Source organism: Flavobacterium beibuense, assembly GCF_004151245.1.
Classification (GTDB): Bacteria; Bacteroidota; Bacteroidia; order Flavobacteriales; family Flavobacteriaceae; genus Flavobacterium; species Flavobacterium beibuense_A.
The window spans coordinates 370,800-381,887 of sequence record NZ_JUIW01000003.1 but is presented as its reverse complement, the minus strand read 5'-3'; the positions used below and the strand labels follow the sequence as shown (position 1 = coordinate 381,887).

Annotated in this window: 16 protein-coding genes; 8 read left to right on the top strand and 8 right to left on the bottom strand. The window is 37.1% G+C overall.

Features of this window, described 5'->3' with window-relative positions; translation table 11 throughout:
- Positions 1-145 precede the first annotated feature (145 nt).
- The 5 genes from NU09_RS05860 to NU09_RS05840 form a co-directional block, all read right to left on the bottom strand.
- A complete protein-coding gene (locus NU09_RS05860; protein ID WP_129750328.1) occupies positions 146-739 on the bottom strand; it encodes a hypothetical protein in 594 nt (197 codons plus the stop codon).
- Between the two features lie 154 nt (positions 740-893).
- The gene (locus tag NU09_RS05855; RefSeq protein WP_129750327.1) at positions 894-1,241 is read right to left on the bottom strand and encodes a cation transporter; all 348 of its coding nucleotides are present in this window, start codon (positions 1,239-1,241) and stop codon (positions 894-896) included.
- A 373-nt stretch (positions 1,242-1,614) separates the two neighbouring features.
- Positions 1,615-2,004 carry a hypothetical protein gene (locus NU09_RS05850; protein ID WP_129750326.1) on the bottom strand — a complete coding sequence of 130 codons (390 nt, stop codon included), beginning with the start codon at positions 2,002-2,004 and terminating at the stop codon, positions 1,615-1,617.
- A gap of 74 nt (positions 2,005-2,078) precedes the next feature.
- Positions 2,079-2,849, bottom strand: a complete 771-nt coding sequence (locus NU09_RS05845) for a hypothetical protein (protein WP_129750325.1) — start codon at positions 2,847-2,849, stop codon at positions 2,079-2,081.
- Positions 2,850-3,436: 587 nt separating this feature from the next.
- The gene (locus NU09_RS05840; RefSeq protein WP_129750324.1) at positions 3,437-3,721 is read right to left on the bottom strand and encodes a hypothetical protein; all 285 of its coding nucleotides are present in this window, start codon (positions 3,719-3,721) and stop codon (positions 3,437-3,439) included.
- A 371-nt stretch (positions 3,722-4,092) separates the two neighbouring features.
- Here NU09_RS05840 and NU09_RS05835 point away from each other — a divergent pair, with 371 nt between their 5' ends.
- Positions 4,093-4,872 carry a phytanoyl-CoA dioxygenase gene (locus NU09_RS05835; RefSeq protein WP_129750323.1) on the top strand — a complete coding sequence of 260 codons (780 nt, stop codon included), beginning with the start codon at positions 4,093-4,095 and terminating at the stop codon, positions 4,870-4,872.
- Between the two features lie 204 nt (positions 4,873-5,076).
- Here NU09_RS05835 and NU09_RS05830 read toward each other — a convergent pair whose 3' ends face one another.
- A complete protein-coding gene (locus NU09_RS05830; protein WP_129750322.1) occupies positions 5,077-5,811 on the bottom strand; it encodes a helix-turn-helix transcriptional regulator in 735 nt (244 codons plus the stop codon).
- Between the two features lie 129 nt (positions 5,812-5,940).
- On the opposite strand from NU09_RS05830, the gene NU09_RS05825 reads away from it, so the two are divergent.
- The 7 genes from NU09_RS05825 to NU09_RS05795 all read left to right on the top strand — a co-directional run bounded on the left by NU09_RS05825 (position 5,941) and on the right by NU09_RS05795 (position 8,920).
- Positions 5,941-6,243 (top strand): hypothetical protein, encoded by a 303-nt coding sequence (locus tag NU09_RS05825; protein ID WP_129750321.1) that lies wholly within the window; start codon positions 5,941-5,943, stop codon positions 6,241-6,243.
- A gap of 101 nt (positions 6,244-6,344) precedes the next feature.
- Complete coding sequence (locus tag NU09_RS05820) at positions 6,345-6,596, top strand: hypothetical protein (RefSeq protein WP_129750320.1); 252 nt, start codon at positions 6,345-6,347, stop codon at positions 6,594-6,596.
- Positions 6,597-6,706: 110 nt separating this feature from the next.
- Positions 6,707-6,964, top strand: a complete 258-nt coding sequence (locus tag NU09_RS05815; RefSeq protein ID WP_129750319.1) for a hypothetical protein — start codon at positions 6,707-6,709, stop codon at positions 6,962-6,964.
- Between the two features lie 70 nt (positions 6,965-7,034).
- On the top strand, positions 7,035-7,286 hold the full coding sequence (locus tag NU09_RS05810; RefSeq protein ID WP_129750318.1) for a hypothetical protein: 252 nt from the start codon (positions 7,035-7,037) through the stop codon (positions 7,284-7,286).
- A gap of 191 nt (positions 7,287-7,477) precedes the next feature.
- A complete protein-coding gene (locus tag NU09_RS05805) occupies positions 7,478-7,726 on the top strand; it encodes a hypothetical protein (RefSeq protein ID WP_129750317.1) in 249 nt (82 codons plus the stop codon).
- Positions 7,727-7,830: 104 nt separating this feature from the next.
- Entirely contained in the window at positions 7,831-8,463 is a 633-nt protein-coding gene (locus tag NU09_RS05800; protein ID WP_129750316.1) for a hypothetical protein, read from the top strand.
- Between the two features lie 4 nt (positions 8,464-8,467).
- Entirely contained in the window at positions 8,468-8,920 is a 453-nt protein-coding gene (locus NU09_RS05795; RefSeq protein ID WP_129750315.1) for a hypothetical protein, read from the top strand.
- Between the two features lie 343 nt (positions 8,921-9,263).
- On the opposite strand, the gene NU09_RS05790 is transcribed toward NU09_RS05795, so the two are convergent.
- Complete coding sequence (locus NU09_RS05790; protein ID WP_129750314.1) at positions 9,264-9,461, bottom strand: hypothetical protein; 198 nt, start codon at positions 9,459-9,461, stop codon at positions 9,264-9,266.
- A gap of 1,088 nt (positions 9,462-10,549) precedes the next feature.
- Complete coding sequence (locus NU09_RS05785) at positions 10,550-10,969, bottom strand: hypothetical protein (RefSeq protein ID WP_129750313.1); 420 nt, start codon at positions 10,967-10,969, stop codon at positions 10,550-10,552.
- Between the last annotated feature and the right edge of the window lie 119 nt (positions 10,970-11,088).

The following is an 11,088-nucleotide window of genomic DNA, read 5'->3' as shown; positions in this document are numbered from 1 at the left end:
AGAGGGGAACCGCTTACTCACACCCTGAGATCCTTCCTTTGTAAGGATGACCACGCCCATGCGTGGCAGGCTTAATAACCTACTCTATTATATATATAATGTATTTATTACTATTGGATATTTGATAAGTAAATTGATACTCAAACTACAGTCCGCCTATTGATATACTCCATTTTCCGTTTTCCTCATGCAAGTAAAACTGCATATTATGATCGTTTGGACACGGAACCTTCATGTAGTCTTTGGGAAAAATATGATAGGAGATGGCATTTACCTCTTTATTACGGTGTCCTTTTTGAAGTAAATCTTCATAAGAAATTCTTGAAATGATGTTTTTAAGCACGTCATCAAAAATAAAATCAAAACAACGGGGCATATCACTCTTATAGATATCTACATCAGCATACTTTTCCTCATCTTTAATATAAGCAATAGTGTCACAGCTATAGGAATATTTAAATATTACCGGATGAATAGCTCTTACAGGATAATCCAGCCTATTGGCTACTCCTTGTTTGTTTGCTGAAAAAATATCTTTTTGAAAGCCTGCCCAAAATTTTTTAAGCCCTACGGTATCCAGTATCATAACCTCTTTTAATGCTGTTTCCTGAGGTTTCGGTTCAGCTTGTGGTTTTATTCTGTAAAAATCCGTAGTTTCATTATGAAGCATTTCAAGCTGCTCCTTATTATTACAAGAAACCAAGAGTAAAAACAAACTAAGTAAGGTGATGTTCTTCATAATATGAGGTCATATTCAAATATAATGATTTAACTGAGATTCCTCACTCCATTTCATTACGTATCGGAATGACACCTCCTAATCTAATATTTATATAAAATAAAAAAAGCACAGAAAAAATCTGTGCTTCTATACCTATATATATATAATAGTGTTATTTTTTGCAGCAACCGTCCAGCGAATCATAAGCCACTTCATCAGCCTTAACATCGTCGGCGTCATAACCTAATTTGCTTATCGCCGTTTTTATGGTAGCCAAATCGGTTTTCTTCGTATTGTAGGTTACTGTAATTGTCATTGCTTTTTCGTCAAGCACCACCATTTGTACACCTTTAGTTTTAAGAAGTCCAACATTAAGTCGGTCTCCGCACGACTCGCATTGTTTACAATGGTCGCAGTAAATAGCAGTTTTAATAACAGTGGTTTCCACCTTTTTTTGAGCAAAAGCATTTGCCGATAAAAACATAGCAAACACAAACAGTACTGTTTTAAGTAATTTCATAATGGTAATTTAGTTTTTGCGAATATAATGATTTAGTTGAAACTGGAAAAAGTGTTCAGTGTTCAGTCGTAAGGAACATTAGATTGATTCGTGCCTTGCAATGACAGGAGGAACGTACACTCAACAGTATAATAACTGAGTGAAGCTAAGGCATTAGGTTCTGTAGCTTAAAGAAAATTATAAGCGAAGCGTAAAGAAGCATCCGCTGTTTGAGGCGATAGCCGAGTTCGGATGGTTTAGCTGAGTGTAATAATTTTTAGCTTAAGGGACCAGAGCCTTGACTTTTTGGTTCTTTTGTGTCAAGACAAAAGAAGAAGCAGATTGCTTCGTGCCTCGCAATGACAAACCCCTACCCCTCTCAAGAGGGGAAATACTAATGTACTTTTTTAACCAAATCTATAAGGTACTCCTTATATATATCTCGGGTATAAGCCAAACGCATAAGATCTTTTGCAGGAGAATCGTCTACTTTCTTCATGTGTTTGTTCACCTTTGCCTCACAACGGGCTTTCCAGTCAAGGTTTTTTTTGGTTGGTGCTGCCGCTACCATATTTTCTATTACCTGGGCAAGCTCCTCAATGTGCCTGTTAAGGCAGCGGGTGCCTTCTTCAAACTCTTTACATTCGGGTTCTGCATTACTGTCGTGTAAAATATACCATCCCGGATAATGCTGCTCTATGTAGTGTTTATCTATATTTTGCTGGGCATTTGCAAGTTGCCCTATTGTGGTAAAAACAAATAAGAAAAGTAGTTTTTTAATCATTTATGTTTGGTTTTGAAGGCAATAAATATAAGGATTTTCTCTCGCAGGAATAAATATAAGGCAATGATTGATGATTAATCGTTATTCTTAAAATATCCCCTTACCTCCTCTTCATTAAATTCTGAGGTCCAGTTTGGATTCTTATTTACTATATCGGCAGGCCAAAGTGTTACATCAAGCTGTTTAAGATTTTTAAAACCTTCTATAAGCTCATCGGCATTTTTAAAGTAACCTTCACTCATATAGGTTTGCGCACCGTCTAACAGATTTTGCCTTGACCACATCAAAAAATCATCCTGCTTTTCATTTACCATATCTTCGTTATAGAAATAACAACGTTGGCACTCTGCTCCTTTTGTTATAAAAGAAACCCTGTTTTGAAGCAGCCCCGACACCTCAGTATTACCACAAACCGGACAAATGGCAGGAATGGCTTCATACCCTTCTTCGACCGACTTTATTAAAACAGTCGCTATCTCCTCCAGATTATGGGCGCCAATAGCTTCACGCGTAAGCGTTATTGTCTTTTTTCCTTCCTCTTTAAGGCTAAACGATTTTTCATCGACAGAAGTCCAGTCGGCTTTCACATAATTAATAGTATAGCTATAGGTAGCCAACTGAAGTATGCCCCGGTAATTTACCGTAAGTGTTTTAGCAGCGGTATCTATACTCACACTGGTAAGCCTTTTAAAGGCTACTATATATATTACAAGCACAGCCAAAGCAATAAAGCTATAGTTACTTACCTGCATTATGGAGAAAACATACAGAAAAACGAAAAGCACAACTGTATATAAAACAAGCCTAAGCAGGGTGCGCAAAGGCGCTTTAAAAGTATATTTCATAACATTTTTTAAGATGCGCTAAAATAGGTATTTCTTTTTGTTAGGGAAATAAGTATTCAGTAGGCAGTAGGCAGTTTGTTTATTTCCCTGTCATTGCGAGCACAGGGAGACATCTCAATAAATAAACAGATTAAAGATTTCTCCACTTCACTACGTTTCGGTCGAAATGGAAAAGATTGCTTCGTCCCTTGCAATGACACACCCCTAACCCCTCTCAAGAGGGGAACTCACAACAGTATAACAACTGAGTGAAGCTAAGGCATTAGGTTCTGTAGCGTGAAGAAAATTATAAGTGAAGCGTTAAGAAGCATCCGCTGTTTGAGGCGATAGCCGAGTTCGGACGGTTTAGCTGAGTGTAATAATTTTTAGCTTAAGGGACCATTGCCTTGACTTTTTGTTTCTTTTGTGTCAAGACAAAAGAAGAAGATGCAGGGAGACATCTCAATAAATAAACAGATTAAAGATTTATTTTATCAGTTCGGCTTTCAGCCTCGTGCCTCCACTTCACTACGTTTCGGTCGAAATGGAAAAAAACAAAAAAGCCCTGAAGAAAACTCAGGACTTTTGTTAAGTGTGTGTATACTAAATTATTGAATTCGGCTAAACTCCTCGATGCATTTTTTAGCGCTTTGCTTGGCAACAGTCAGTGCTCGGCGGCGTGCTTCGGGGTCATTTTCAAGTTTATGCTTTTTAAGGTAAAAGGTTTTTGTTTTATCAAATTCCTTTTGTAATCCTTCAATAAAGGCTTCCAGCTTTCCGCCTCCGGCAGAAATATACGTGCTGTCGCTGTTAAACTCTTTTAAGAACTCCTTGTAGGCTTCGTTACAGCCTGTTTCAAGATCTTTTTCAAACTTCCCGTAATCAAAACTCATGGCAAATACTATTATTAACTTATCGTGAACATGCCGCAAAATAAATTATAATATCTGTAAGAGAAGTTACAAAATTGTACATGAAAATAGTAAAATTTTTCATACGAAGTTTTGAGGTTTCCGAGATTACCAAAACACAAAAAAGTTGTCTTTGCGAACGGAGTGCAATGTAGTGCGAAAATCCAATTACAATATTAAGATTTATTAATAATAACATATATTTGCTTTATGAGAATGACAGTAATGTTATAATAATTTCTTCCCGCTATTTCTTAGCATTTCCATCACTTTAATTTGTGATGCAGGTTTCCTATATATTTTATTTACAATCTGATATCCTAGTGTTTAGGGTACACTAATACTATATTATTATGTCATATCATTTAAATAAAGAAGAAATTCAACAATTTATACAAGAAGGATTCATTCGTATTAATAATGCATTTTCTGCAACAACTGCCCACGAAGCAATTAATATACTATGGACAGATATACCTTTTAACAGGCGAGATCCAAAAACGTGGACCCAACCTGTAATACGTTTGGGTATGTACACAAACCCTCCATTTATTGAATCGGTAAACACACCAAAACTTTATAATGCCTTCAACCAACTGATTGGTGAAGGTAAATGGCTTCCCTGTATGAGTGTAGGTACATTTCCTATAAGGTTTCCTTCTTCTGAAGAGCCAAATGACACCGGAAAACATGTTGATGTAAGTTTTCCCGGAACTGATCCAAACAATTATTTTGAATGGAGAGCCAATATAAAATCAAAAGGAAGAGCTTTATTAATGCTTGTGCTCTATTCTGATGTGGAAGAAAATGATGCTCCAACAATTATTTATAAAAGTTCACACCTGGACGTTGCAGGATTATTGAATGATTACGGAGATGAAGGACTCTCATTCATGGAAATAGCTAACAGTATAAACAATTTACCTGAAAGAGAAACTGTTCTTGCCACAGGTAAAGCCGGCACTGTTTACTTATGCCATCCCTTTTTGGTACATTCAGCACAGGCTCATAAAGGAACCGAACCAAAATTTATGGCACAACCTCCTTTATTATTAAAATCTGAATTAAGGATTGAAGGGAATAACACAGCGTTTAGCCCTGTTGAGCAGGCAATACGGTTAGCTCTAAAATAATAGTTATTATAAGGTGCTGCTATATAGCAGCACCTTTTATTATTTGGTTACGGAATCTTAGCCTTGACTTTTTGGTTCTTTTATGTCAAGACAAAAGAAGAAGTATTCAGTAGGCATTAGCAGTAAGCTGCAGATTGCTTCGTGCCTCGCAATGACACACCCCTGCCCCTCTCAAGAGGGGAACTGAAAACTGATTCCTAAACACTAATACACCACCTTCTTACTAACACTCCTGTTTACATCAATAACATAAAACAATGCCTGAATATCGTTTACATGAAGTTTAAAGTCGGTAAACTCAGGGCTGTCGTTTAGGGAATGGCACATAATATAACCTTCTTCGGTATTGTGCTCAATAATCTCTTTAAGAAGCGGCATCTTGCTTTGGGTAGTGTAAATAACCCAGTACGGAAAATCGCGATAACGCAGCTTGTTTACCCAGTGCTGGCGCTGCAGCTCGCGGGTGCTAACTATACTGTTTCGGCTAATGGCGTTGCTGCTGCCGTCGTCCATACTGTCGCCGTTAACCTTAAAGGCAACATAACGGCCCTGCACCGGCTTATCGACCAATATACCGTGCTGCCCCAAATCCATAAGAAAGTCGGCATCCTGATAATTACTCAGCAAACCCGCCTGCACATTAAAGTCGGCAAGCGGCATAAGCATGTAGAACTGTCCGTTAGGCAGCTCAATAAACTTATTTCCGTTTTTATTTTCAAAATCAACAGGTAGTTTAACCACTTCGCTGCTCCTTACTATAGTAGTGTAGGCAGTGTTGCTGTAAAGCACCTTATTAAGTATTTCTATTTTAGACTTGGGTATGGGTTTTCCTTTCTCATAATTAATAATCGTTTCGCGGCTGGCACCTACCAGGTCGGCAAGCTCTTTTTGGGTTAGCCCAAGCTCCTCGCGTTTTTGTTTTATCTCTACTGCGTCCATACTCAATACTTTATCGTAGCTGTTAATAACTTTTGAATGTTAAAAGTGATTTTTTACACTTTTGAATTTGTAAATGTGGAATATTACACTTAATTTTGTACTCGATGTTTGAGCAAAGATACACATTAAATGCACATAAACAACAATATTCCACATGAAATTGTGGAATTAAGTGAAATTAAGAAAGCCTATAACCATTATTTAAGTTCGTATGAAGCACAACAGGATATTGAAAACTACACCTATATTGCAGAGAACAGAAACACGATAAACCACCATTTACGGGAGCTTTACACAAAAATCGCTTTACAGCAGCAGACACAAAAAGCACACAACCAAAACGTTCGCTACACAAAGTATACTGCCTGCACCATAGAAAAAAGTGCAATACTACACTTTAATAGCGACAGCAGGTTTAGTATAACAGAATAAAGACTGAAAGATAAAAGACATTAGACTCTCAATCAACTGTCTGTTTTCTATTATCTGTCATCTTAAAGTCTCAGAAGAAATCAACTAAAAAATGCCACACCATGAAAAACCTTATCAGCCAACTCGAATCTCTTAACCGCCTTATCTGCGAATGCGAACAGGAAATAGATTCACTGCAAAACCTTCCCTATTATTCGGTATTTAAACTGGAAGACCAGCGCAATGCCGATATCACTCAACTTACTTCTCAGTTAAAGGGATACCACTCCCAAAAAATTATCCTGCTTAATCAGCTGGAATCTTCCCTAAAATTTGAAAAAGCCGCCAGCGAGCAGTATGCCCTTGCGGGGTAACAGGTATTTATTTCGGATTTTACACACCCCTGCCCCTCTCAAGAGGGGAACACTCAAACCTGAAACTTCAAATAATTCTTCAATCATTAAATCTTTAAAATCTAAATCCCATGACAATTACAGGAAACATTGAAAGCATTGAGTACCGCAACACAGCCGGACACGAAAAAAAAGTAGTAACCATTATCCCCGATCATCGTCAAAGGGCCTTTGTGGAGTTTCGCGGACGTAAAATGGATGACCTTCACGGACTGAAAGAAAACGACGAAATACAGGTGAGCGTAATGCTGGAAGGAAAGATATCCAAAAACAGTGGCATACAGTACAACAACCTGGTAGCACAATCGGTTGCACCCGTATTGAGATAATAAAACAATTAACTGGCATATGGGCTGGAATAACTTATGCCTTTTCACTAATCCCTTTAAAATCGAAAACATGAAAACAAAACAGGAAGAATACACTAATAAGATATTAGACCAACTGGAAAACCTTTTTAAGGACGATAACGAAAACAAAATTGACCTTACCGAACTGGAGGACAACAAGAATGCCGCCGACTTTTTTCATGCGCTGGCAAACCTTGCCCCAACGGTAGTGTATGTAAACCTCACCAAAAAAGAGGTAGGTACGCTCGATTTTAACCACATGGCAAACAGGCTGTGTATGATGAACTCAGTACCTAAATAATTAGGTTCTTAACAACTTAGTTTTTATAACAACTTTTAACATTTACTTGAGAAATCGTTAAAGCATAAATGGTTAATTTCATTTTTATAAGATTGAATTGCTGAACGTTTAAAATTAAAAAACACCTACCCCGCAAAGGGACACCATTAATCGTTAAATATTTAAATTATTAAATCTTAAAACCCACAACCATGCAATACAAAATAAGAGGTATCGTAGTAGCTGTAGGCGATACAAAAACCACAAAAAAAGGAACAGCCATTAAACAAATGCAGTTTGAACAGGAAGATGGTAAATTGTTTTACCCATCTGCTGTAGGTACAAAAATCGAACTGCTTAACGACATGCTTCCGGGCGATGTTGCCGACCTTGAATTTCACATTAGCGGATCTAAAGGTGTTTACAACAACGTAATAATTGACAATGTTGTAAGAGTCTAATGAAAGATCCTGCGTTTTTATTTTACCCGGGAGACTATTTACGCGATATACAATGTTTAACTGAACCTGTACAGGTTGTTTATGATAGAATTATGTGTGAACATATGAGAAACATATGTATAACACACGTACAATTAAATTTCTTCACAAAAAGCCTTTCCGGTTCAGAAATAGAACAATTAAAACAAGTGCTAAAGGAAACCCCTGAAGGTTTTCAGATAGAATGGATTGCCGAAAGCATCTCAAAAAGAAGAGCTTATAGTGAATCCCGACGTAAAAACAGAAAATCAAAAACTACAAATTCTGATTCAAATACAAATAACATATCTTCTACATATGATAAACATATGGAAAATGAAATTGAAATTGAAGATGTAAATGTAATTGAAAAAGGAAAAGAGGGTATGGGAGAAAAACCAACTGTACTCCTTCCCTACACTTCGGCCGAGTTTGCCACCCAATGGCAATTGTGGAAAAACTACCGCCACAAAGAACACCGCCAAAATTACCATAGCCCCGAAAGCGAACAGGCCGCACTGGCCGAACTAAACTCCCTGGCACAGGGACAGCAAACCAACGCCATAGCCATACTGCACCAAAGCATGGGCAAAGGCTGGAAAGGACTATTTGAACTGAAACCACAAGGCAATGCGGGAAAACCACCTGCCGGAAAGTCGAAAGTTAAGTATAGCGACGACTTCAAGCGAAAAATTGCTCAGCGTCTACAGTCCGGTTAACTGCATGCGCCATAGCGGCAAACTTACCACCATAGACAAAGCGCTAAACGCTCCTGCACCCACACTGGGCACACTACAGCGCGAAAAAACAAAAGACTTTGCCATAGGGCTTACCATGGGTTGGCTGGTGTACCTAAACGACATCCTTAACCTTAACAAGCCCATGACCGAAGACCAGATCGAGCTGTGTGCCATAGAAATTAACGAGACCTATTACTCCCTTAAAATCAGCGACCTTACTTTTTTGTTTAAAAAGATAATAAGCGGCACTTATGGCGAATTTTACGAAAGCCTTACCATACCCAAGGTGCTGTCGTTTTTCCGTGAGTATTTTGAAGAACGCTGCCAGCTCGCCGAACAGCAGTCGCAACGCACACACAGTGACACTAAAAGCCACGCCGAGTTTAATTATTCTAAAAACATAAAGAGGATTTTTACCGGAAGCAGCAGGTATTAGTGAGCAGTATTCAGTTATGCAGTGATCAGTTCTTCAGATAGGCAACGTAGCGTGCCGTCATTGCGAGCGGAGTGCAACACAGCGAAGCAATCTTATCTCTATAGTCAGTTAGTGATGTTTAGACATCCAACTGACAACCGTTCTTTGACATATTGTTTTTTTTCTTTTTTATTGTTCTTATGATGACAGGAGAAACCCTTATTATTTGAGATTTATTTCATCCGTTCGGCTTTGAGCCTCGTGTCTCACTTCGCTACGCTGCGTATCGAAATGACACAACATGCTATTCAGCCTTGAACTTTTGGTTCTTTTGTTTCAAGACAAAAGAACATCATTCATACAACTAAACAAAAACAATAAGCAGCACTATGCCAATAACAATAAAGAAACTTATAAGGAAATTATAGATTGTATCCTGATTGACGACTTCCATAAACTTACTTTTACGTTTAAACCAAATCCAACGCACAAATGCTCCGGGATAAGTAAAAAGTACCTCCTGAAAGAAAACTGTTACAAACTCTGATAGTAAATCTGCCATTAAAGACTAATTTAAACAAAAAAAGTTAACTCATGTGCCTGGTTATTGCTTAATAATCAAACACATAAATTAACGGTAGTAAGATTTTTCGAAAAATGGTTAAGGACTATAATCTGATATTACGGTGTTCTTTAATCTCAAAACGAACAATATCATAAAGTACCTCAATAAGCGATCTAAAGTTCATAGCACCTCAGTTTAAGTTAGTTAGGGCTAATATAGTAAATTTAACTTTAGATTAACAAAACACTTCAACATTTAACAATTAAATATTTCAACACCCTTTGTTAATAAGGTTTTTGGAGTATTTCGATTTGTTGATTTGATAATCTTGTTATTTGATTTCAGATTGCTTCGTGCCTCGCAATGACACCCTCATAACTCTCAAGAGAGGAATACTTAGAGTTATAACAGCAGAGTGAAGCTTGGCATTAGGCTCCGTAGCGTAAAGAAAATTATAAGTGAGGCGTTAAAAAGCATTCGGTGTTTGAGGCGACAGCCGAGTTCGAATGATTTAGCCGATGGAAATAATTTTTAGCTTAAGGAGTCAGAGCCTTGAACTTTTGGTTCTTTTGTTTCAAGACAAAAGAACATATCATCTTTTACGAAACCTCCACAAAGCAATGGAAACAGTAACAACTTCTGTTACAAAGGCCAATATAAATGAGTAAGTAGAAATTTCAAAAAACAGCCAATAGTACTCTTTCGGAGTGTTATTACCAAAAATTTCAAATATGCGGGTATGATATCCGTTAAAAGGCTTTAGAAAAAACCATGAAGCTAAAGAAAAGTACACTAACAATAAAACAGGCACAACATAAAATCCTACTTTAAACGGTAACTTCAATTCTTTAAGCTTATAAAGGTATTGCAGTAAAACATTGAGCAGTAAAAAACATAATGCAACAATATCATAGGGCATATAATATTTATACTTTCCAATTATAACAAGGGTAAAGTAAAGGCAAAACACAAATACTATTAATGTAAACCTGAGTAAAACCATTATTTTCTTCTGATGATAACAGATTCAAAAATATACTCAAAAACGACTTGTGCCAAAAAACTGAAAACTTCTTCCATACTTTTTAAAATGAGTTGCTTTGGCGAAAAGCCTTAAACCCCGAAAACATAACTACCAGTTCCAGCAATACGGCTAAAATTAATGCCGAAAGGCTCGCAATTAAAAAGGTTAGCCATACATCGTGCGGAATGCTTTTGCCCATTATCCCAAATATACGGATATAACTTTTAAAAACAGGGGTAGTTATATTCTCGGTAGTCGTTAAAAAGTAGGCTACAAACAAAACGTTTATTACAAAAAACCCTGCAGAACAAGGTATACGCCTAAGCTCTTTTAAAAACCGTTGTTGTAAAACAATATTATAGCCCAACCAAAAAAGGGCAAAAACATCGAGTATGTAAAACTTTCCCCACTGGAAAAACATTATAACTGCCAGTACAAGGCAAAAAACAAATGTGACTGTTGTAAAGCGTAGTAAATTCATACAGCTAATATAAATCAGCCTAAAAGAGTATAGGTAAGTAATTACCGCAATAAGGTCTTAATATTTTTACCTGTTTTTATTAACCAAATCATAACAATCTAAAAATCAAAACTTAACCT

Bases quoted from the DNA above. Each gene is read 5' to 3' on its own strand.
- NU09_RS05835 (WP_129750323.1), top strand. From the start codon at position 4,093: ATGTCATATCATTTAAATAAAGAAGAAATTCAACAATTTATACAAGAA.
- NU09_RS05850 (WP_129750326.1), bottom strand. From the start codon at position 2,004: ATGATTAAAAAACTACTTTTCTTATTTGTTTTTACCACAATAGGGCAA.
- NU09_RS05785 (WP_129750313.1), bottom strand. From the start codon at position 10,969: ATGAATTTACTACGCTTTACAACAGTCACATTTGTTTTTTGCCTTGTA.
- NU09_RS05815 (WP_129750319.1), top strand. From the start codon at position 6,707: ATGACAATTACAGGAAACATTGAAAGCATTGAGTACCGCAACACAGCC.
- NU09_RS05805 (WP_129750317.1), top strand. From the start codon at position 7,478: ATGCAATACAAAATAAGAGGTATCGTAGTAGCTGTAGGCGATACAAAA.
- NU09_RS05855 (WP_129750327.1), bottom strand. From the start codon at position 1,241: ATGAAATTACTTAAAACAGTACTGTTTGTGTTTGCTATGTTTTTATCG.
- NU09_RS05820 (WP_129750320.1), top strand. From the start codon at position 6,345: ATGAAAAACCTTATCAGCCAACTCGAATCTCTTAACCGCCTTATCTGC.
- NU09_RS05795 (WP_129750315.1), top strand. From the start codon at position 8,468: ATGCGCCATAGCGGCAAACTTACCACCATAGACAAAGCGCTAAACGCT.
- NU09_RS05825 (WP_129750321.1), top strand. From the start codon at position 5,941: ATGCACATAAACAACAATATTCCACATGAAATTGTGGAATTAAGTGAA.
- NU09_RS05840 (WP_129750324.1), bottom strand. From the start codon at position 3,721: ATGAGTTTTGATTACGGGAAGTTTGAAAAAGATCTTGAAACAGGCTGT.
- NU09_RS05830 (WP_129750322.1), bottom strand. From the start codon at position 5,811: ATGGACGCAGTAGAGATAAAACAAAAACGCGAGGAGCTTGGGCTAACC.
- NU09_RS05845 (WP_129750325.1), bottom strand. From the start codon at position 2,849: ATGAAATATACTTTTAAAGCGCCTTTGCGCACCCTGCTTAGGCTTGTT.
- NU09_RS05800 (WP_129750316.1), top strand. From the start codon at position 7,831: ATGAGAAACATATGTATAACACACGTACAATTAAATTTCTTCACAAAA.
- NU09_RS05860 (WP_129750328.1), bottom strand. From the start codon at position 739: ATGAAGAACATCACCTTACTTAGTTTGTTTTTACTCTTGGTTTCTTGT.
- NU09_RS05790 (WP_129750314.1), bottom strand. From the start codon at position 9,461: ATGGCAGATTTACTATCAGAGTTTGTAACAGTTTTCTTTCAGGAGGTA.
- NU09_RS05810 (WP_129750318.1), top strand. From the start codon at position 7,035: ATGAAAACAAAACAGGAAGAATACACTAATAAGATATTAGACCAACTG.